Below are 19,949 nucleotides of genomic sequence, written 5' to 3'. Positions count from 1 at the left end.
GCCTCTTTGCTTACCTGTTACATCGAATCAGGCGGCATCCGCCTGCGCGCGGCGCGGTCCTTCCTGCAGTGCGCGGCCGACCATGTCCACCAGCACGTCCAGTTCTTCTTCATCCATGCCGAAGTGCGGGGTGAAGCGCAGCGAGTTCTCGCCGCCGTGGATCACATTGACGCCGTGCATGCGCAGCCATTCCTCAGTGGAGCCGGCGCCGTAGCACTTGAACTGCGGGGCCAGTTCGCAGGAGAACAGCAGGCCGGTGCCCTGCACCTTGGTGATCAGGCCGCCGAGCTTGGTCTTGAGTGCTTCCAGCTTCTGCACGGCCTGTTCACCGCGCAGGCGGATGTTCTGGCGAACTTCCGGCGACAGGCGGGCGAGGGTGGCAACAGCCACATCCAGCGCGCGCGGGTTGGTGGTCATGGTGTTGCCATACACGCCTTTGCGGTAGAGCTTGGCGGCATGCTCGGTGACGGCCAGCACCGACAGCGGGAACTGCGCGCCGTTCAAGGCCTTTGAATAGGTTTCCATGTCCGGCGGATCCAGCGTCTCGTAGCCCGGGTAGTCGACGAAGGACAGGGTGCCGTGCGCACGCAGTGCGGCCTGGATGGAGTCGATCAGCAGCAGGCTGCGGTGCTCGCGGGTGAGTTCGCGGACCAGCTTGTAGAAGCTGGCCGGTACGGCGCGGCCCGGGTCGCCTTCGCCCATCACCGGCTCCAGGAATACCGCCTCGATGAACCAGTTGTTGGCCTTGGCATCGGCAAACACCTTGCGCATTGCCGCTTCGTCGTAAGGCGCAACGGTGATGACGCTGTTCTCGCCGCGGTAGCTGGCCAGGTGCTGGTCATAGGCCTTGCGACTGGAGTCCGAATACAGGGCAGGACGATCGGTGCGGCCGTGGAAGCTGCCCTTGATGACCACCCGCTTGATGGTGGCACCGGCATGCGGTGCGCCCGGGTCGGTCTGCAGCTTGGCGTTGATGTCGGCAATACGAGCGGCCAGGCCAACGGCCTCGGAGCCGGAGTTCAAACACATGAAGTGGGTGAACGGACAGCCGTCGCGGCTGTGGCCGATCTCTTTCTTCATGGCCTGGACAAAGCGGCGCTGGGCCAGGCTCGGGGTCATGATGTTGGCCATCACCTGCGGTTTCGCTGCAGCGGCCATGACATCGGCGGGGGTGTGGCCGAAGCCGAGCATGCCGTAGCCGCCGGCGTCATACAGCACGGCGCCCTTGAGCGAGACCACCCACGGGCCGCAGGCGGCAAGGGCGATGTACGGGACGACGGCGTCGTCGGCATAGAAGTTGACGAAACCGGCCTGCATGGCGGCGATCTGGTCGTGCTCGTCCAGATCCAGCAGGTCGGCGGCTTCGTCCTTGATGCGGGCGTATTCACTGGCGGCAGCGGCAATGGCGCCGGCCAGGTCCGGGTGAGCGACGGCCAGGCGTTCAACGCTGGCGTCGTCCAGACCTTGGGTCAGGCGTTGGCCGGTGTGCGCGCGAAGCGGGGCGAGGGGGCCGAGTACGGTCATGCTCATCTCCAGAAGTTTCTTGTATATACCCATTATCTGGAGATTCTGGACATATGGCAGCTATGATCTCGACGAATTTTCGGGTAATTTCGTCGAATCGACGAAGCTTGTTTGCAATGTGAATATTTCCCCTGCCGACGAACGCCTCTTGTCCGTATTGCGCGAGGACGCGCGGGCTTCCACTGCGCAGATCGCCCGCCGGCTTGGCTTGTCCCGGACCACGGTGCAGAGCCGCATCGACCGGCTTGAGCAGTTGGGGGTGATTGCCGGCTATACGGTGCGTACCCATGAGGACTACGAGCAGGGCCAAGTGCGGGCGCACGTGCTGATCACCGTACTGCCGAAGAAGATGCCGGCGGTGGTAAAGGCGCTTCGCGATATCACAGAGGTGCGCTCGCTGCATTCGGTCAGCGGCAACCATGATCTGATTGCGATGGTAGTGGTGGGCGGGGTCAGTGAGATGGATGTGGTGACCGATGCGATTGGCGCTGTTGATGGGGTGGAGCGGACCAACAGCGCGATCATTCTTTCAACCAAGTTTGAGCGTTGAGGTAGGCCAGCCGCGCTGGATCGACGCTGTTTTGGGTTTGGTTTTGCTTTGCCCTTGATCTTCAGCCGTCATTCCCGCGGAGGCGGGAATCGCTCTTGTTTTTGCCTTTGCCTTTAACTGTTGATTTGACGTGACCCGTGCGAACTGAGAGCCAAAGCCAGGGCGATTCCCGCCTTCGCGGGAATGACGGCGCGAAGTGGAGCCAACGCCAAAGCCAGGGCGATTCTCGCCTTCGCGGGAACGACGGCGCGAAGCGGAGCCAAAGCCAGAGCCAGAGCGATTCCCGCCTTCGCGGGAATGACGGCATAAAGCGGAGTCGGAGCCACGGCCACGGCCTAAAAATCAGTCCTTCCGCCCGCGAGAGCTACAATAGCCGGCTCCCCGTACGAAGTTCCGGCCTTGAAGAAGTCCGATTTCACCTATGACCTGCCTGAGGAATTGATCGCCCAGGCCCCTTTGGCCGAGCGTTCGGCCAGCCGTTTGCTGCTCGTTCCGCCGGCGCCGGCTGTTTTCGTTGACTGCCAGGTGCGCGATCTGGCCGGGTTGCTGCAGCCCGGCGACCTCTTGGTGTTCAACGACACCCGTGTCATCCCGGCACGCCTGTTCGGGCAGAAAGCCAGTGGCGGCCGCGTCGAGATCCTGATCGAGCGTCTACTCGGCGGCCAGCAGGCGCGCGCGCAGATCGGTGCCAGCAAGTCGCCCAAGGCCGGTAGCCGCATTCAGCTTGATGCCGGTGGCGAAGCCGAGGTGCTGGGCCGTGACGGCGAGTTTTATGTGTTGCGTTTCGATATTCCCGAGCCGCTGGAGTCCTGGCTGGTCCACGAGGGGCGCTTGCCGCTACCGCCCTACATCCACCGTGAGCCCGGTGTGGATGACCGCGAGCGCTACCAGACGGTGTTCGCCAAGCAGGTCGGTGCCGTGGCTGCGCCGACCGCCGGCCTGCACTTCGACGAAGCGCTGCTGGCGCAGCTTCGCGAGCGTGGCGTGCAGTTCGGGCACATCACCCTGCATGTCGGCGCCGGCACCTTCCAGCCGGTGCGCGTGGATGATCTGTCGCAGCATGTGATGCACCGCGAATGGCTCAATGTGGGCGCCGAGCTGGTCGAGCAGGTGCGACGCACCCGTGCTGCCGGTGGCCGGGTGATCGGTGTCGGTACCACCGTGGTGCGAGCGCTGGAGAGTGCGATGCGCGAAGGCGAACTGCATCCCTACGCCGGAGAAACCCAGATATTCATCACCCCGGGTTACCGCATCCGCAGCGTCGATGCGATGGTCACCAACTTCCACCTGCCGGAAAGCACCCTGCTGATGATGATCAGTGCGTTCGCTGGCAAGGAGCGTGTTTTTCAGGCCTATGCGCACGCCATCGCAGAAAAGTACCGTTTCTTCAGCTATGGCGATGCGATGCTGCTGTTCCCGCTGCAGGATGCGGCGCCGGACGCGGCAGGGCAGGCCAGCTAGTCCTGCCAGGGCCGGGGGCGCCGGCCCGGCTGGCAGGGCGCGGCGGCCTTGAAACAGCGCCGATCAGCTCGCACAAGTAGACTGTCCGCAGCCAACGCGCCCGCAACTCCCCACTCGGCCCCATTACAGCTCTTCATTCATGTCCCGACTGCAATTCAAGCTCCAGACCACCGATGGTCGCGCCCGCCGCGGTCAGCTCTCCTTCCCGCGCGGAACCGTGCAGACCCCGGCGTTCATGCCGGTGGGCACCTACGGCTCGGTCAAGGGGGTGCTGCCCGAACAGGTGCGCGCGCTCGGTGCCGAGATCATCCTCGGCAATACCTTCCATCTGTACCTGCGTCCGGGTCTGGATGTGATCGCCGACCATGGCGGCCTGCATGGCTTCTGTCAGTGGAATGGCCCGATCCTGACCGATTCGGGTGGTTTCCAGGTATTTTCGCTGGCGCATCGCCGCAAGATCACCGAAGAAGGCGTAACGTTCGCCTCGCCGACCGATGGTGCCCGGGTGTTCCTGGGGCCGGAGGAGAGCATGAAGATCCAGAAGGTGCTGGATTCGGACATCGTCATGATTTTCGACGAATGCACGCCGTACCCGGCCACCGAGCCGGTCGCGCGCAAGTCGATGGAGCTGAGCCTTCGGTGGGCCCAGCGCAGCCGCAATGCACATGACGCCATGGGCAACGATGCGGCGCTGTTCGGCATCGTCCAGGGCGGGGTGCACACCGAGCTGCGCAGCCGCTCGGCCGAGGGCCTGCAGCAGATCGGTTTCGATGGCTATGCCATCGGCGGTCTGGCGGTGGGGGAGCCCGAGCACGAGCGCAATGCCATGCTCGACCACATGCATCCGATCCTGCCGGCCGACCGTCCGCGTTACCTGATGGGGGTGGGCCGGCCGGAAGACCTGGTCGAAGGCGTGGCCCGCGGCGTGGACATGTTCGACTGCGTCATGCCCACCCGAAATGCCCGCAACGGCCACTATTTCACCTCCTTCGGCACGGTCCGCATCCGTAACGCCAAGTACGAGCGGGACATGAGCCCGATCGAGCCGGGCTGCGGCTGCCATGCCTGCACCGGCGGCTACACCCGCTCCTACCTGCGTCACCTGGACCGCTGCAACGAGATGCTGGCGCCGATGCTGGGCACCCTGCACAACCTGTTCTATTACGAAAAACTGATGGCCGACATGCGCGCGGCCATCGAGGCGGGAACCTTCCTGGCCTTCCGCGAGTCCTTCTATGCAGCCCGGGGCCTGAGCGTCCCGGCGTTGTCGGGGGAGTAGCAGCGCTTCACACGGCCCGGGACTAGCCCCCGGGCGCGTGGCATACTTCACGGCTGACCCCGTTTCGCGGTGACTGCTGCAGGCCAACCGGCCTGCTCGGGGCCGCCCAACACCAAGGACAAAAGTTAATGAATCTGATGGCCATCATTCTTCCCGTTGCCCAGGCTGCCCCGCCGGCCCCCGGCATGGGCACCTTCCTGCTGCCGATCGCGCTGATCGCGGTGATGTACTTCCTGATGATCCGCCCGCAGATGAAGCGCCAGAAGGAACACAAGGCGATGCTGGAAAAGATCACCAAGGGTGACGAAGTGCTGACCTCCGGCGGCATTGCCGGCGTGGTTACCGACATCGGCGACAACTTCATCACCGTGGAAGTGGCCGACAACGTCCGCATCCGTGTGCAGAAGGGCTCGGTTGGCAACGTCCTGCCCAAGGGCACGCTGAAGTCCGCTGCCTGAGACTGAACCCCTTCCGTCATTTCGCGGCGTCCCCGGGGCGCCGCGCAGGATCCTGCAATGCTTGAATTTCCTCGCTGGAAGTACTTCCTGATTCTGATCGTTCTGGCGGTCAGCGCGCTGTACGCGCTGCCCAACATCTACCAGAAGGATCCGTCGGTACAGATCACCGCCAATCGCGGTGGGCAGATCGACGACGCCCTGAAGCAGCGCCTTGGCGCTGACCTGACCGCTGCCGGCGTCACCCCCAAGGCGGTGGAGAAGGAAGGCGAAAGCCTGATCGTCCGCCTGTCGTCGCTGGAAGCGCAGTCGCGCGCCAACGAGGTGTTGCGCGAGAAGGCCGGCGAGAACTACACCGTCGCCCTGAACCTGGCCTCTACCGTGCCTGATTGGCTGTCCAACCTTGGCGGCAAGCCGATGGTGCTGGGCCTGGACCTGGTCGGCGGCGTGCACTTTGCCCTGCAGGTCGACCAGAAGGCCGCGGTGGACAAGCGTTTTGAAGCCTTCACCGAAGATGTACGCACCACGCTGCGTGACAACCGCATTGCCTACCGTTCGGTGGAGCGTCGCGGTGAGAGCGACATCGTCGCCACCCTGACCAATGCCGCCGATGCCGACAAGGCGCGCGCAGCACTGGCCAAGGCGCAGCCGACCTTCACCTATTCGGTGAGCGGCGAGCGCATCAGCGCCAGCGTGCCGGCAACGGAAATGAGCCAGATCGCTTCCGGCGCCATCGAGCAGAACCTCACCACGCTGCGTAACCGCGTCAACGAGCTGGGCGTGGCCGAGCCGATCATCCAGCGCCAGGGCGAAGACCGCATCGTGGTCGAGCTGCCGGGCGTGCAGGACACCGCCGAAGCCAAGCGCATGATCGGCGCCACCGCGACGCTGGAATACCGCGCCGTCGTCGATGGCAACGCCCAGGATGCCGTCGACACCGGCCGCATTCCGCCGGAAGCCAAGCTGTACCGCGACCGCGCCGGTCGTCCGGTGCTGCTCAACAAGCGCACCATCGTCACCGGTGACCAGATGGTTGCCGCCTCGGTAGCCACCGACCAGAACGGCCTGCCGGCCGTCAGCGTGACGCTGAACAGTGTCGGCGGCCAGCGCATGTTTGATTTCACCAGCGCCAACGTCAACAAGCCGATGGCCGTGGTCTATACCGAGCGCATTCCGCAGGTGACCATGGTCAATGGCCAGGAGCAGCGCAGCTTCCGGGTCAAGGAAGAAGTGATTTCGGTGGCCAACATCAACGGTGTGTTCGGCAAGAACTTCCAGACCACCGGCCTGGAGAAAACCGAAGCCGACAACCTGGCCAAGCTGCTGCGTGCCGGTTCGCTGGCCGCGCCGATGGACTTCGTCGAGGAATACGTCATCGGCCCGAGCCTGGGTGCGGAGAACGTGGAGCGCGGCGTCAAGGCAGTGGTGTTCTCCTTCGTCTTCACCCTGGTGTTCTTCACTGTCTACTACCGCATGTTCGGCGCGATCACCTCGGTGGCGCTGCTGTTCAACCTGCTGATCGTGGTGGCGGTGATGTCGATGTTCGGCGCCACCATGACCTTGCCGGGCTTCGCCGGCCTGGCCTTGTCGGTGGGTCTGTCGGTGGACGCCAACGTGCTGATCAACGAACGTATCCGCGAGGAGTTGCGCCTGGGCATGCCGCCCAAGAAGGCCATCGCCGAAGGTTATGAGCGTGCTTCGGGCACCATCCTGGACGCCAACCTCACCGGCCTGATCGTCGGCGTGGCGCTGTATGCGTTCGGTACCGGTCCGCTGAAGGGCTTCGCGCTGACCATGATCATCGGTATTTTCGCCTCGATGTTCACCGCGATCACCGTGTCGCGTGCGCTGGCAACGCTGATCTACGCCAAGCGCAAGAAGCTGACCTCCGTGGCCATCTGACGCAAAACCCTTAGCAGGAACCCGCGCAGCTGCTGCGCGGGTTTTCCAAGGAACTCCTTGCATGAAACTGTTTCCACTTCACATCGTCCCGAACGACACCAACATCGACTTCATGCGTCACCGCAAGCCGGTGCTCGCACTCATGGTGGTGCTGCTGCTGGTGTCGATCGCCATCATCGGTTTCAAGGGCTTCAACTACGCGCTGGAGTTCACCGGCGGTACCGTGGTGCGCACCCACTTCGAGAACAGCATCGATGCCGATACGGTGCGCGAACGCCTGGCCAAGGCCGGTTTCGAGAACGCCCAGGTGCAGAGCGTGGGTGGCGGCAATGACCTGATGGTCCGCCTGCCGCCGGATGGTCAGCACAACAACGCCGCCGATGCCGCGCAGAAGGTGGCCGAGAAGGTCCGGGTGGCGGTCACCGCCGATGACAATGTCGCTACCGTGCAGCCGGGTGAGTTCGTCGGCCCGCAGGTCGGCAAGGAACTGGCCATGAACGGTGTCTACGCGACCCTGTTCATGGTGATCGGCTTCCTGATCTACATCGCGGCCCGCTTCGAGTGGAAGTTCGCGATCGTGGCCAGCATCACCGCGTTCTTCGACCTGATCCTGACCATCGCCTACATGTCGCTGCTGGGGCGTGAGTTCGACCTGACCGTGTTGGCCGGTATGTTGTCGGTGATGGGCTTCGCCATCAATGACATCATCGTGGTGTTCGACCGCGTGCGTGAGAACTTCCGCAGCCTGCGCGTGGAGCCGCTGGAAGTGCTGAACCGTTCGATCAACCAGACGCTGTCGCGTACGGTGATCACTGCGGTGCTGTTCTTCCTGTCCGCACTGGCGTTGTACATGTATGGCGGCGAGTCGATGGAAGGCCTGGCCGAGACCCACATGGTGGGTGCGGTCATCGTGGTCATCTCCTCGATCATTGTCGCGGTGCCGATGTTGAGCATCGGTCCGTTCAAGGTCAGCAAGCAGGACCTGCTGCCCAAGGCGAAGGATGAGGAGGAACTGGCCCGTCGTCCCTGACGGCCGGTGCATCAGTCCACTGGAAAGCCGCGCTTTGCGCGGCTTTTCTTTTGCCTGTGCAGGGGGCTTCCATGCGGTGGCGTCGGTTGTTTTCACCGCTGGCGCGCACTACGATCCCATCGGTTGAGCGCGGCAAACCGTGCCCGCGCTGTCTACGGCTCATCAACCGAGGTTTTCATGGTCATCAAACCGCGTGTGCGCGGCTTCATCTGCGTCACCACCCATCCGACTGGTTGCGATGCGGCGGTCAAGGAACAGATCGATTACATCAAGGCCCAGCCCAAGCTGGCCAACGGTCCGAAGAAGGTGCTGGTGCTCGGTGCGTCCACGGGCTACGGCCTGGCTGCACGCATCAAGGCTGCGTTCGGCAGCGATGCCGCCACCCTGGGGGTGTTTTTCGAGCGCCCTGGCAGCGAGAGCAAGCCGGGTACCGCCGGCTGGTACAACTCGGCTGCGTTCGAGAAGTACGCACACCAGGCGGGTCTGTATGCACGCAGCGTCAATGGTGATGCGTTCTCCGACGAGGTGAAGCAGAAGGTCATCGAGATCATCAAGGCCGACCTTGGCCAGGTGGACCAGGTGGTCTACAGCCTGGCGGCGCCGCGCCGCAAGCACCCCAAGACCGGCGAGATCATCAGCTCCACGCTCAAGCCGATCGGCGCGCCGATCACCCTGCGTGGCCTGGATACCGACAAGGAAGTGCTGACCGAAACCACCCTGCAGCCGGCGACGGCCGAGGAAATCGCCGGCACCGTGCAGGTGATGGGTGGCGAAGACTGGCAGATGTGGATCGATGCGCTGCTCGAAGCCGGTGTGCTGGCACCCGGCGCCACCACCACGGCGTTCACCTATGTGGGCGAGGAGATCACCCAGGCGATCTACTGGAACGGCTCCATCGGCGCGGCCAAGAAGGATCTGGACACCAAGGTCAAGGATATCCGCGGCAAGCTGGCCGGCATTGGCGGCGACGCCCGCGTGTCGGTGCTCAAGGCGGTGGTGACCCAGGCCAGCTCGGCAATCCCGACCATGCCGCTGTACCTGTCACTGCTGTTCAAGGTGATGAAAGAGCAGGGCACGCATGAAGGCTGCATCGAGCAGCTCGATACGCTGTACGACATCCTCTACAACGGCCCGCAGGGCGGCAGCAATGCAGCGGAGCATATCCGCCAGCAGCTGGTGGATGGCAAGGGGCGCAGCGTGGCGCTGGTCGATGAGGAAGGCCGCCTGCGTGCCGACTACAAGGAAATGGCGCCGGAAGTGCAGGGCAAGGTGCTGGAACTGTGGCCGCAGGTGACCAACGAGAACCTGTACGAGATCAGTGACCTGGCCGGCTACAAGGCCGACTTCCTGCGCCTGTTCGGTTTCGGCATCGACGGTGTGGACTACGAAGCCGATGTGAATCCTGACGTCGCCATCCCGGGCATCGTCGAGGTCTGAGTTTGTTGCTTCCGTAGTTGCGAGAAGGCCGCGCTTTGCGCGGCCTTCTGTTGTTTGTCTCAAGCGGGAAGCCTGAATTCACCACAATCGCCGCCGGTCCTTGCGCTGGCACAGGTCCGCTCCGTCGCGGCGAGCCGCAAACCACGCTTCTCGTTTTGCAGGCAGGAGGGATGCGGGCAATCCGGACAGTGCCGAAACCGCGATCCTGGCATCTCCTGCCTGCAGGCGGGGCTGGGGTGAAGGTCGGTTTCTGGCGCAATGCGCCAGGGCCGGCATTCCTCAACCAAACTCGAAGTTCATTTCGGCTGCAGGCGGGCCAACGAAATCACCTTCCACGTAATCGACACCAGCGCTGAACAGCAGGCTCATGGTGCCTGCATCGGCGACGAACTCGGCGATGGTGCGGATGTTCGCCGACTGCGCCTTGGAGGTGATCTCCTGGGTCTTCTCCAACTGCTCCTTGGCCTGTGCCGGATCGGCGGTGAAGGCGCTGTCCAGCTTGAGGAAGGCAGGTTGGAAGTGGGCCAGCAACTGGAACGAATCCAGGCCCGAGCCAAACTGTTCCAGCCCGACCTTGCAGCCCATCGCGGCGACATTGGCCAGGAACTGCTGGGCATTGCGCAGGTGGGTGAACACTTTGGCTTCGGACACCTGCAACCACAGCTGCTCGCCCTCCACGCCCTCGGCGCGCAGGCCGTCCTGGATGAGCTGCAGCAACTGCGGGTCGTTGAATGATTCTGGGGTGATACGGACCATCAGGTGGACGCGCTGGCCCGCGCGGCTGCGCTCGCCCAGCGCGCGTATCGCGCTGCCCACCACCCAGCGGTTGACCGGTGCCATCAGCTCGTGGTCCTGGGCAATCGGCAGGAAGTTGGCCGGGCCGACCAGTTCGCCATTGTTCTCCATCAGCAGCGAGGTGTCGTACAGCTGCATGGGCTCGCCCATCAGGTTCAGCACCGGACGGAAACGCAGCTCGAAACCGTCGCCAGCCACCGCCTGCTGGATGCGCTGCACCCAGCGCTGGATGCGCTCTTCCTCGACGCGGTCAGCGGCGCCCGGGTCGAACACCTTGACCGTGTTGCCGCCCAGTTCGATGGCAGCGCGCGCGCAGTCGTTGGCGCGGTTGAGCACCTGGCCCACGCTGGCGATCTTCTCGCCCACCTGCACGCCGCCGATGCTGACGGTAACCGTGGCCGAGCGTTCGCCGACGGTGAACACATGTCCGGCAAAGGCTGCGCGCACGCGTTCGGCAATGGCTGCGGTGTGGGCGTATTCGCCGGGGCAGAGCAGGGCGAAGCTGTGCTCGCCAAAGCGTGCCAACTGGGCATCGTCGCCGATGGCCTGGGCCAGCTGCTGGCCCATGGCACCAATCAACGCATCGGCAGAGTCCAGGCCGATATCCGGCAGCAGGCGCGCGTAGTGGTCCGGCTCGATCAGCAGGAAGCCGTACTGGCCATCGCTGCGGCTGACCTGGGCCACGGCGTTTTCAAGGTGCACCATGAAGGTGGGACGGTTCAGCAGGCCGGTGACCTGGTCGCGCTGGCGCAGTTCCTCCACTTCGCGGGCCAGCTCCGGATCGAACTCCTCGCGGCGGCGGAACACCACCTGGAAGCAGGACTCGCCCTCATAGGTGGCGGCGGTGAACTCCATCGTCGCCGGGAAGGTGTCGCCGTCCTGGTTGCGTGCGTGTACTTCGTATTGCGGTGGCGGTGCCTCGCCCTTGCTCAGCGACTTGAGCAGGTTCTTGAAATCCTCCACGTGCTGCGGCGCCACCATGTCCAGTAGCGAGATGCCTTCGACATCATCGAAGGAATCAAAGCCGAACATTTCAAGGTAGGCCTCGTTGGCACGGATGTGCATGCCTTCGTGGACATAGGCGATGGGATCGCGCGAGGAGGAAATCAGCGCGTCGCAGCGGCGCTCGGTCTCACGCATCTGCGCTTCGATCCGGCGCAGGCCACGGCGTGCCTGCAGGTCCGTCCACTCGTTGCGCAGCACCGACAGCAGGTGATCGGGCTGCTGGCGCACGGCGACCGCGCGGATGCCGTTGGCCGCCGCATCGATCAGCAACTGCACGTCGATCGTGTCGACCAGCTGGATCATCGGGATGTCCTTGCCGCTGGCGGCGACCTGCTGGGTCAGCAGGGCCTGCGGGATGACATAGGAGTTGGCAGCCAGCACCAGGTCGATCGGTTGCCCACCCAGTGCCTGCGACAGCTCGTCGGGGCTCTGCGGCCGCAACGGGCGCACCGCGATGCCGCTGTTACGCAGGGTGCTGACGATGGCTTCGGCGTTCTCGGCGCTGTCATCCACGATCAGCAGGCGCAATGTGATGTCTTTGGCGTTCTGCATTCAAAGCTCCCAGGGCAGGGGGTTTAATACACGAAGCACTGCGTTGGCGTCTATGCGCCAACCGCTTGCCTGTGACGGAATCCCGTCGCAGGCGGCGCAGGGCTCAGGCCGCCAGCCCGGCTGCATGGCCCGAGGCCCAGGCCCATTGGAAGTTGTAGCCGCCCAGCCAGCCGGTGACATCCAGCACCTCGCCGACGAAATGCAGGCCCGGCACCAGTTGCGACTCCATGGTGGAGGAGGACACCTTGCGCGTATCCACCCCGCCCAGGGTCACCTCGGCGGTGCGGTAGCCCTCGGTGCCGCTGGCAACCAGCGGGAAATCGGAAAGCAGGCTGGCCGCTGCCTTGAGTTCGGGTTCGTCGAGCTGGCGCATGGGCTTGTCCTTCAGCCATTGCTCGCACAGGCGCAGCGCCAGGCGGCGGGGCATCACCTCGGACAGCACGGTGCGCAGCTCCGAGGCGCCGCGTTCCTGTTTCATCTGGCGCAGCCAGGCCAGTGCGTCGTGCCCGGGCAGCAGGTCCAGCCGCAGGTCATCGCCGGGCTGCCAGTAAGACGAGATCTGCAGGATGGCAGGGCCGCTGATGCCGCGGTGAGTGATCAGCATCGAATTGCGGAAGCTACGCCCGTTGCAGCGCGCTTCCACCGGCAAGGCCACGCCACTGAGCTCGGCAAAACGCTCCTGATGCTTGCCGCTGAGGGTCAGCGGCACCAGCCCTGCACGGGTTGGCAGCAGTTCGTGGCCAAAGCGCTTGGCCAGTTCGTAACCGAAGCCGCTGGCGCCCATGCTGGGGATGGACAGGCCGCCGGTGGCAACCACCAGTGAGGCACTGTGGAAGCTGCCCTGCGCGGTCTGCACGCGGAAACCGTCGGCGCCGCGCTCGACCGCGGTGACGGCACAGTCGGTACGCAGCTGCACCCCGGCCGCGCTGCATTCGTCCAGCAGCATGCGCACGATCTGCTTGGAGGAGATGTCGCAGAACAGCTGGCCCAGTTCCTTCTCGTGGTAGGCAATGCCGTGGCGCTCGACCATGTCGATGAAGTCGCCAGGGCTGTAGCGGGCCAGGGCCGATTTGCAGAAATGCGGATTGGCGGAGATGAAGTTGGCGTGGGTGGTGCCGGTGTTGGTGAAATTGCAGCGGCCACCACCGGACATCAGGATCTTCTTGCCCGGTTTGTTGGCGTGGTCGATCACCTGCACGATGCGGCCACGCCGGGCGGCGGTGATCGCACACATCAGGCCGGCGGCGCCGGCGCCGACCACCAGCACATCGCAGCGGAGGGTCTTGCCTGTCACGTATTACTCCGCCGCGGGCTTGCGCCAGGCCGGGATCACGTCCAGCTGGATCTGGTCGTTGAGGATCTGCACCTCGCCGTCCTGGATCAGCACGCTCCAGCGCATCGCCCGTTGTACCTGCTCGCCCCAGCGCTCGACAAACTCGGCCGGCAGGTCGAGCACCGACAGGTTGTTGAAGCGGGCCAGGTGCTTGCCCTGTTTCTGCCACCAGATATCGGAGGCATTGCCGCCGTAGTTGATGATCTGCACGCGGCGGCTGCGGTTGCAGGCCTTGCGCACGCGCGACTCGTCCGGGTGGCCCAGGTCGATCCATTGCAGGATGTCGCCGGTATAGTCCAGCTCCAGCAGGTCCGGGTCGTCCTCGCTGCTCAGGCCCTTGCCGAACTCCAGCCGGTCTTCGGCATTGAGCGCGAAGGCCAGCAGGCGCACCATCAGGCGCTCGTCGGTTTCGGACGGATGCTGGGCCAGGGTCAGGTTGTGGGTCGCGTAATACCCGCGATCCATGTCGCTGATCTGCAGCTCGGCCTTGCGGATGGTGGCGGTGAGAGCCATGGGGATACCGGTGATGAAGACCGCCCATGATAATGCCTGGCCATGCACAGGACCTGTTCCGCCGTGAAAGCCGCCGTGCCACCCAGCCGCCTGCAGTTGGCACCCGGGCCGTGGGCCTGCCTGCTGGATGGACTGTGCGCGCGCTTTCCGGGGGTGTCGCGCCTGCAGTGGCAGGACCGTTTTGACCGTGGCCGCGTGCTCGCTGCCGACGGTACCGTGCTGCAGCCGTCGCAGCCCTGGCAAGCGGGTCGGGAGATCCTGTACTACCGCGAGGTGGTCGACGAGCCGGTCATTCCCTTCAGCGAAACCGTGCTGTACCAGGATGCCCATCTGCTGGTGGCCGACAAGCCGCACTTCCTGCCGGTAACACCGGCCGGGCGGCATGTGCGCGAAACCTTGCTGGCACGGCTGCAGGCGCGCACCGGCAACCCGGCGCTGGCGCCGCTGCACCGGATTGATCGGGAGACGGCCGGGCTGGTGCTGTTTTCCTGCGATCCCGGCAGTCGAGCGGCTTATCAGCGCCTGTTCGCCGAACGGCGCATCGACAAACACTACGAGGCGTTGGCGTCGGCCTTGGCCGCGCTGCGGTTTCCGCATGCACGCAGCAGCCGGCTTGTGCGCGGCGAGCCGTTCTTCCGCATGGCCGAAGGCGAGGGCGAGGCGAACGCGGTGAGCCGGATCGAGGCGCTGGAACAGATCGGCGCGGTGTGGCGCTACCGGCTGGAGCCGGTAAGTGGCCGCAAGCACCAGTTGCGAGTGCACATGGCGGCCCTGGGGGCACCGATCATTGGCGATGACTACTACCCGCAGTTGCGCAACCGGGCGCCCGGGGACTACAGCCAGCCGCTGCAGCTGCTGGCGCGGCGGCTGGCCTTCGTCGATCCGCTCAGCGGTCAGCCCCGGCTGTTCCACAGCCAGCGGCAACTGCAGCTGTAATCAGCGGCGCTGCGCCAGCCAGCGGTCCAGCTGTGCGGCAAAGGCCTGGCGATCGCGGGCATGCAGGGTGGCCGGGCCGCCGGTCTGGATGCCGGCGCCACGCAGTTCTTCCATGAAATTGCGCACCGACAGCCGCTCGGCAATGGTGTTGGCGGTATACAGCTCGCCACGTGGGTTGAGCGCCACAGCATGTTTTTCCAGCACGCGCGCGGCCAGCGGTATGTCCTGCGTCACCACCAGGTCGCCCGCGGCCACCCGTTCGGCGATGGCGTCATCGGCCACGTCCGGCCCGCCTGCTACCTGCATGGCGCGGACATGGCGCGAGGGCGGGGTGCGCAGCCATTGGTTGGCGACCAAGACGGTCTCCACCCGGGCCCGCTCGGCGGCGCGGAACAGGATCTCCTTGATCACGACAGGGCAGGCATCGGCGTCCACCCAGATGCGGGTGGCGGTGGTGTTGGCAGGTGATTGCATCCGCGCAGTCTATAGGTCGTGTCTATGCCGGCATACCGGCGTGGAATGTTCAGAATTCGCCAAGTGTATGAAAACTGACGGTTTATTGACGGGCCTGAATTCATCTGACTTTCTGAATACGGTATTTATCGCTTTTTGGCGCAAAGCCGCGTATCGTTGGCCCCACTGTGCTTGCAAGGGTCACCGTGAATCGTGGCCTGATGCAGTTGATCTCTTGATCGGCTCATCGATCCGCTTTACCAACGCCTGCAACTCAGTCTCGGCCCCGATCTCCGGTGGCTGCGATTATTTCAACTTATGTTTCAGGAGTTAGTACATGTCTGATCGTCAGACCGGCACTGTCAAGTGGTTCAACGATGCCAAGGGCTTCGGCTTCATCACCCCGGAAAGCGGCCCGGACCTGTTCGTGCATTTCCGCGCCATCCAGGGCAACGGCTTCAAGTCGCTGCAGGAAGGCCAGAAGGTGACCTTCGTCGCCGTGCAGGGCCAGAAGGGTATGCAGGCTGACCAGGTGCAGGCGGTCTAATCGACCCCTTGCTACCGTAAGGTTGCTTGGAACGCCGGAAGCGAAAGCTTCCGGCGTTTTTGTTTGTGTTGTGTCAGCTGCGGTCTGCGCTTGGATACGCCTGGTTTCACTGCGGCTGGGTAGCATCGGGCTGGTAACCTCAGCGGAGTAGGCAATGATCAAGGTGCACCACCTGGAGCAGTCGCGCTCGCACCGCGTGCTGTGGATGCTCGAAGAACTAGGGCTGGACTACGAACTGGTCTGCTACAAGCGCGACCCCGACACCTGGCTGGCGCCGACAGCGCTGCGGCAGGTGCACCCATTGGGCAAGTCGCCGGTGCTGCAGGATGGGGATCTGGTACTGGCCGAATCCGGGGCGGTCCTGGATTACCTGGCCGATCGCTATGACGGGCAGCGATTGCTTTCGCCCGAGCCGATGCCTGCGCAGGCGCCCGAGCGCGTGCGGTATCGCTATTGGCTGCACTACGCCGAGGGCTCGGCGATGCCACCGCTGTTGATGGCGCTGGTGTTTGGCCGGGTGCGCAGCGCGCCCATGCCGTTCTTTGCCAAGCCCATCGCCAAGGGCATCGTCGACAAGGTGATGAAGACCTTCATCGGCCCGCAGTTGCGGCTGCATCTTGGCTGGATGGAACGTGAGCTGGGCGAGCACCCCTGGTTTGCCGGTGAGCGCTTCAGTGCAGCCGATATCCAGATGAGCTTCCCGGTCCAGGCCGCCGCTGCGCGTGCCGCCAACATGGCGGACTATCCCAGACTGCAGGATTTCCTGCGGCGTATTGGCGAGCGCCCGGCGTACCAGCGCGCCGAAGCGCGCGGCGGGGCGCTGACCATGGTCGGCGGCAAGCAATGAACTTGCGGTGGCCTTGCCCAGCCCCCACCTCCTATCGATGAACACGACAGATCTCAACTTTGACAACCGCTTCGTGCGTGAGCTGCCGGGCGATGGCGAGACTGGCCCGCGCCGTCGCGAGGTGCTGGGTGCTGCCTGGTCGTCGGTGATGCCGACGCCGGTGGCGGCGCCGCGGCTGTTGGCCTACTCCCCGGAAGTCGCTGCAAAACTGGGGCTGGATGTGCACACGCAGGGTTTTGTCGAGGTGTTCGGCGGCAACGCGCTGTATGCAGGCATGCAGCCATGGGCGGCGAATTATGGCGGCCATCAGTTTGGCCATTGGGCCGGGCAGCTCGGCGATGGCCGCGCCATCTCGCTGGGCGAGTTGCGGGTGGGTGGCGAGCGTTGGGAACTGCAGCTCAAGGGTGCAGGCCCGACGCCTTACTCGCGTGGTGCTGACGGCCGCGCGGTGCTGCGCTCCTCCATCCGCGAGTTCGTGTGCTCGGAGGCAATGCATCACCTGGGCATTCCGACCACGCGCGCATTGAGCCTGGTCGCCACCGGTGATGCCGTGGTGCGTGACATGTTCTATGACGGTCACCCGCAGGCCGAACCGGGTGCGGTGGTGTGCCGGGTAGCGCCGTCCTTCATCCGTTTTGGCAGCTTCGAGCTGCCGGCCTCACGCGGCGACCAGGCCTTGCTGCGGCAGCTGGTGGATTTCTGCATTGCCCGTGACTATCCGCAGCTCGCCGGTAGTGGTGAGGCCCTGTACACGGAATGGTTCGCGCAGGTTTGCACCCGCACGGCGGTGATGGTCGCGCACTGGATGCGGGTGGGCTTCGTCCACGGTGTGATGAACACCGACAACATGTCCATTCTTGGGTTGAGCCTGGACTACGGTCCCTATGGCTGGGTGGAGAACTACGATCCGGACTGGACGCCCAACATCACCGATGCACAAGGTCGTCGCTACCGCTTTGGTGCGCAGGTGCAGGTGGCGTACTGGAATCTGGTGCGTCTGGCGCAGGCGCTGTCGCCCCTGTTTGCCGACGTGGCACCGCTGCAGGCAGGCTTGGATGCGTTCGCCGATACCCAGGCCGCCGAGGAACGCGCACACCTGGTCGCCAAGCTGGGTCTTGGGGAATTCCGCGAGGGCGATGCCGAGCTGATGACGCGGTTCCAGCAGTTGCTGCAGGATGGCGAGATGGACATGACCTTGGCGTTCCGCGCCCTGGCCTCCCTTGATCTGGTCCAGCCGCAGGTGGCGACGCTGGAGGCCGCGTTTTATTCGCCGGCAGGTCGCGAGCGGGTAGTGCCGGCGTTGACCCAGTGGCTGCAGCGCTACGCAGCCCGGGTCCAGGCAAGCGGACAAACGCCACAACAGCGCCAGGCCATCATGCAGGCGGCCAATCCAAAATATGTGCTGCGCAACTGGTTGGCGCAGCAGGCCATCGACCGTGCCGAACAAGGCGATCCGGCCGGAATCACGGACTTGCTGGACGTGATGCGGCATCCTTACGACGAGCAGCCCGGCCGTGAGGCGTTTGCCGCCAAGCGCCCGGAATGGGCACGTGAGCGTGCGGGCTGCTCGATGCTTTCGTGCAGCTCCTGAGCTGCCCAATTTCTGAATGACGACAATGACGACTGCCCACCCCGAATGGACCCGCGCGATCCGCGACGTGTCCGACTTCCCCAAGCCCGGCATCCTGTTCAAGGACATCACGCCGCTGTTGGCCGACGCCGAGGGTTTTCGCGCGGCGATCGCCGCCATGGCTGCCCCGTGGCGCGATGCCGGTGTCGAAGCGGTGCTCGGCGTCGAAGCACGTGGTTTCATCCTTGGCGCGGCGCTGGCGCTGGAGTTGGGTGTCGGCTTTGTGCCGGTGCGCAAACCCGGCAAGTTGCCCGGTGCGACCCTGAAGCAGGAATACGCGCTGGAATACGGCAGTGACCGTATTGAAGTCTGCGCCGGTGCCATTGCCCCGGGCACACGGGTGATCCTGGTTGACGATGTGCTGGCTACCGGCGGCACGCTGGCGGCGGCATTGCTGTTGGCCGGCCAGCTGCAGGCCGAGGTGCTGGGTGGCGCGGTGCTGGTGGAGCTCGATGGCCTGGGTGGGCGTCCACGCTGGCCACAGGGGCTGCCGTTGCACGCCACGCTGGTTTACTGATTTCCGCTGTCTCTGGAGCGCCCATGCCGAGCCTGAGTGAACTGCTGTCTTCGTTTGATCCGTCTGCCGGATTGGATCTGCCCGACACCTGGCGTCAGGGGCGTACGGCTTACGGTGGCATCCTCAGTGCGCTGGGCATAGCCGCAGCGATCACGTCACGGTCAGGTGATGTGCCGCCGTTGCGTGCGGCGCAGGTGAGTTTCATTGGTCCTGCCAGCGGGCGCTTGGACTTCGCCCCGCAGGTGCTGCGCGAAGGCAAGTCGGTGCTGAACATGGCCGTGGATGTTGGCGCCGAAGCTGGCTTGGCAGCGCGATTGGCGCTGGTGTTCGGGCGTGCACGTAGCAGTACGGTGGTGCATGACGTCGATGATCGCCCGCAAGCCGATGGTCCTGACGGGTACGCGGACTTCAACATGGCGGCGATGCCGTTTGCGCCCGCGTTCACCGCCAATTTCCAGATGCGCCCGGCCGGCGGCGCGCGGCCGATTTCAGGTGCGACGCATGCCGAACTGCTGACCTGGATCAGGCACAACGACGCCAGCGGCGTGGATCCGGCGGTGGCCCTGGTGGCCATGGCCGATGCGCTGCCGCCGGCGGCGTTCACCAGCTTCACCGCACCTGCGCCTATCAGTTCGATCAACTGGAGTTTCGAGTTGCTTGAGCCACAGCCACAGGGCGAATGGTTTCTGTTGCGTTCGCTCAGCCAGCATGCGGCCGACGGCTATTCCTCGCAGGACATGCAGGTCTGGGATGCGCAGGGGCGGGCGGTGATGCGTGGCCGCCAGAGCGTCGCGGTGTTTGCCTGAGCATGCGCCGCTTCGGCCTGCTGGCATTGGTGCTGGCGATGGCGGGTTGGGCCGCCTGGTTCGTGGTCTGCAACGTCTATGAGTTCGCGCCGGATCTGGATCGCTGGGCGTTTGTCTATGGTGGGCTGATCAGCATGTCGGTGGGGATACGCGCGTGGCGAGCAAAGCAGGCATCTGCCGTTTGGCTGCCCGCGCTTATGGCGGCGTGTATTGGCGCCTACCTGTTGCTGATCCATCGCGGTGTCAGCGCGGGGCCTGCCTTGACGCTGCTGGTGGTCAGCAGCCTGCTGGTATTCGTACTCTGCCGCCCACGGCGGTAGTGCCGGGCAATGCTCGGCAGGGGCTTATCGGTAAATCCCGGGGTGCGCTGCGCTTAC

At 64.6% G+C, this 19,949-nt stretch carries 19 protein-coding genes; 14 read left to right on the top strand and 5 right to left on the bottom strand.

Annotated elements, in window-relative coordinates; translation table 11 throughout:
• Nucleotides 1–27: 27 nt before the first annotated feature.
• On the bottom strand, nt 28–1,524 hold the full coding sequence (locus tag B2527_RS03675; protein ID WP_293706190.1) for an aminotransferase class III-fold pyridoxal phosphate-dependent enzyme: 1,497 nt from the start codon (nt 1,522–1,524) through the stop codon (nt 28–30).
• Between the two features lie 118 nt (nt 1,525–1,642).
• Here B2527_RS03675 and B2527_RS03670 point away from each other — a divergent pair, with 118 nt between their 5' ends.
• From B2527_RS03670 to fabV, 7 genes are all read left to right on the top strand, one after another.
• The gene (locus B2527_RS03670) at nt 1,643–2,074 is read left to right on the top strand and encodes an Lrp/AsnC family transcriptional regulator (protein ID WP_282271858.1); all 432 of its coding nucleotides are present in this window, start codon (nt 1,643–1,645) and stop codon (nt 2,072–2,074) included.
• A gap of 399 nt (nt 2,075–2,473) precedes the next feature.
• On the top strand, nt 2,474–3,535 hold the full coding sequence (gene queA, locus B2527_RS03665; RefSeq protein ID WP_293706189.1) for a tRNA preQ1(34) S-adenosylmethionine ribosyltransferase-isomerase QueA: 1,062 nt from the start codon (nt 2,474–2,476) through the stop codon (nt 3,533–3,535).
• Nucleotides 3,536–3,674: 139 nt separating this feature from the next.
• Complete coding sequence (gene tgt, locus B2527_RS03660; protein WP_293706188.1) at nt 3,675–4,814, top strand: tRNA guanosine(34) transglycosylase Tgt; 1,140 nt, start codon at nt 3,675–3,677, stop codon at nt 4,812–4,814.
• A gap of 128 nt (nt 4,815–4,942) precedes the next feature.
• Nucleotides 4,943–5,272, top strand: a complete 330-nt coding sequence (gene yajC / locus B2527_RS03655; RefSeq protein WP_293706187.1) for a preprotein translocase subunit YajC — start codon at nt 4,943–4,945, stop codon at nt 5,270–5,272.
• 57 nt (nt 5,273–5,329) lie between these two features.
• Nucleotides 5,330–7,171 (top strand): protein translocase subunit SecD, encoded by a 1,842-nt coding sequence (gene secD / locus B2527_RS03650; protein WP_293706186.1) that lies wholly within the window; start codon nt 5,330–5,332, stop codon nt 7,169–7,171.
• A gap of 61 nt (nt 7,172–7,232) precedes the next feature.
• Nucleotides 7,233–8,201: a protein translocase subunit SecF gene (secF, locus tag B2527_RS03645; protein WP_293706185.1), complete on the top strand. Its 969-nt coding sequence runs from the start codon at nt 7,233–7,235 to the stop codon at nt 8,199–8,201.
• Nucleotides 8,202–8,378: 177 nt separating this feature from the next.
• Nucleotides 8,379–9,638, top strand: a complete 1,260-nt coding sequence (gene fabV / locus B2527_RS03640) for an enoyl-ACP reductase FabV (RefSeq protein WP_293706184.1) — start codon at nt 8,379–8,381, stop codon at nt 9,636–9,638.
• Nucleotides 9,639–9,917: 279 nt separating this feature from the next.
• Here fabV and B2527_RS03635 read toward each other — a convergent pair whose 3' ends face one another.
• From B2527_RS03635 to B2527_RS03625, 3 genes are all read right to left on the bottom strand, one after another.
• Nucleotides 9,918–11,990 (bottom strand): GGDEF/EAL domain-containing response regulator, encoded by a 2,073-nt coding sequence (locus B2527_RS03635; RefSeq protein ID WP_293706183.1) that lies wholly within the window; start codon nt 11,988–11,990, stop codon nt 9,918–9,920.
• Nucleotides 11,991–12,093: 103 nt separating this feature from the next.
• Complete coding sequence (locus B2527_RS03630) at nt 12,094–13,284, bottom strand: NAD(P)/FAD-dependent oxidoreductase (protein ID WP_293706182.1); 1,191 nt, start codon at nt 13,282–13,284, stop codon at nt 12,094–12,096.
• Between the two features lie 3 nt (nt 13,285–13,287).
• Nucleotides 13,288–13,836 (bottom strand): YaeQ family protein, encoded by a 549-nt coding sequence (locus B2527_RS03625; protein WP_293706181.1) that lies wholly within the window; start codon nt 13,834–13,836, stop codon nt 13,288–13,290.
• Nucleotides 13,837–13,878: 42 nt separating this feature from the next.
• Here B2527_RS03625 and B2527_RS03620 point away from each other — a divergent pair, with 42 nt between their 5' ends.
• Nucleotides 13,879–14,772, top strand: coding sequence for a pseudouridine synthase (locus tag B2527_RS03620; protein WP_293706180.1), 894 nt, complete (start codon nt 13,879–13,881; stop codon nt 14,770–14,772).
• On the opposite strand, the gene B2527_RS03615 is transcribed toward B2527_RS03620, so the two are convergent.
• Nucleotides 14,773–15,246: a YaiI/YqxD family protein gene (locus B2527_RS03615; protein ID WP_293706179.1), complete on the bottom strand. Its 474-nt coding sequence runs from the start codon at nt 15,244–15,246 to the stop codon at nt 14,773–14,775.
• A gap of 316 nt (nt 15,247–15,562) precedes the next feature.
• Between B2527_RS03615 and B2527_RS03610 the strand changes: the two genes are divergently transcribed.
• The 6 genes from B2527_RS03610 to B2527_RS03585 all read left to right on the top strand — a co-directional run bounded on the left by B2527_RS03610 (nt 15,563) and on the right by B2527_RS03585 (nt 19,892).
• On the top strand, nt 15,563–15,772 hold the full coding sequence (locus tag B2527_RS03610; RefSeq protein ID WP_054659637.1) for a cold-shock protein: 210 nt from the start codon (nt 15,563–15,565) through the stop codon (nt 15,770–15,772).
• 154 nt (nt 15,773–15,926) lie between these two features.
• On the top strand, nt 15,927–16,619 hold the full coding sequence (locus B2527_RS03605; RefSeq protein WP_293706178.1) for a glutathione S-transferase family protein: 693 nt from the start codon (nt 15,927–15,929) through the stop codon (nt 16,617–16,619).
• 37 nt (nt 16,620–16,656) lie between these two features.
• Nucleotides 16,657–18,210, top strand: a complete 1,554-nt coding sequence (locus B2527_RS03600) for a protein adenylyltransferase SelO (RefSeq protein WP_293706177.1) — start codon at nt 16,657–16,659, stop codon at nt 18,208–18,210.
• Between the two features lie 16 nt (nt 18,211–18,226).
• Nucleotides 18,227–18,766, top strand: a complete 540-nt coding sequence (locus tag B2527_RS03595) for an adenine phosphoribosyltransferase (protein WP_293706176.1) — start codon at nt 18,227–18,229, stop codon at nt 18,764–18,766.
• Nucleotides 18,767–18,789: 23 nt separating this feature from the next.
• Entirely contained in the window at nt 18,790–19,572 is a 783-nt protein-coding gene (locus B2527_RS03590; protein ID WP_293706175.1) for a thioesterase family protein, read from the top strand.
• A 2-nt stretch (nt 19,573–19,574) separates the two neighbouring features.
• A complete protein-coding gene (locus tag B2527_RS03585; protein WP_293706174.1) occupies nt 19,575–19,892 on the top strand; it encodes a hypothetical protein in 318 nt (105 codons plus the stop codon).
• Nucleotides 19,893–19,949: the final 57 nt, after the last annotated feature.

Source organism: Stenotrophomonas sp. UBA7606, from assembly GCF_002477705.1.
In the GTDB taxonomy this organism is placed as follows: Bacteria; Pseudomonadota; Gammaproteobacteria; order Xanthomonadales; family Xanthomonadaceae; genus Stenotrophomonas.
This window is presented reverse-complemented; position numbering and strand designations above follow the sequence as displayed.

Excerpts from the sequence above, each read along its gene's own strand:
- B2527_RS03675 (WP_293706190.1), bottom strand. The coding sequence starts at position 1,524 with ATGACCGTACTCGGCCCCCTCGCCCCGCTTCGCGCGCACACCGGCCAA.
- tgt (WP_293706188.1), top strand. The coding sequence starts at position 3,675 with ATGTCCCGACTGCAATTCAAGCTCCAGACCACCGATGGTCGCGCCCGC.
- yajC (WP_293706187.1), top strand. The coding sequence starts at position 4,943 with ATGAATCTGATGGCCATCATTCTTCCCGTTGCCCAGGCTGCCCCGCCG.
- secD (WP_293706186.1), top strand. The coding sequence starts at position 5,330 with ATGCTTGAATTTCCTCGCTGGAAGTACTTCCTGATTCTGATCGTTCTG.
- secF (WP_293706185.1), top strand. The coding sequence starts at position 7,233 with ATGAAACTGTTTCCACTTCACATCGTCCCGAACGACACCAACATCGAC.
- fabV (WP_293706184.1), top strand. The coding sequence starts at position 8,379 with ATGGTCATCAAACCGCGTGTGCGCGGCTTCATCTGCGTCACCACCCAT.
- B2527_RS03635 (WP_293706183.1), bottom strand. The coding sequence starts at position 11,990 with ATGCAGAACGCCAAAGACATCACATTGCGCCTGCTGATCGTGGATGAC.
- B2527_RS03625 (WP_293706181.1), bottom strand. The coding sequence starts at position 13,836 with ATGGCTCTCACCGCCACCATCCGCAAGGCCGAGCTGCAGATCAGCGAC.
- B2527_RS03620 (WP_293706180.1), top strand. The coding sequence starts at position 13,879 with ATGCACAGGACCTGTTCCGCCGTGAAAGCCGCCGTGCCACCCAGCCGC.
- B2527_RS03615 (WP_293706179.1), bottom strand. The coding sequence starts at position 15,246 with ATGCAATCACCTGCCAACACCACCGCCACCCGCATCTGGGTGGACGCC.
- B2527_RS03610 (WP_054659637.1), top strand. The coding sequence starts at position 15,563 with ATGTCTGATCGTCAGACCGGCACTGTCAAGTGGTTCAACGATGCCAAG.
- B2527_RS03605 (WP_293706178.1), top strand. The coding sequence starts at position 15,927 with ATGATCAAGGTGCACCACCTGGAGCAGTCGCGCTCGCACCGCGTGCTG.
- B2527_RS03600 (WP_293706177.1), top strand. The coding sequence starts at position 16,657 with ATGAACACGACAGATCTCAACTTTGACAACCGCTTCGTGCGTGAGCTG.
- B2527_RS03595 (WP_293706176.1), top strand. The coding sequence starts at position 18,227 with ATGACGACAATGACGACTGCCCACCCCGAATGGACCCGCGCGATCCGC.
- B2527_RS03590 (WP_293706175.1), top strand. The coding sequence starts at position 18,790 with ATGCCGAGCCTGAGTGAACTGCTGTCTTCGTTTGATCCGTCTGCCGGA.
- B2527_RS03585 (WP_293706174.1), top strand. The coding sequence starts at position 19,575 with ATGCGCCGCTTCGGCCTGCTGGCATTGGTGCTGGCGATGGCGGGTTGG.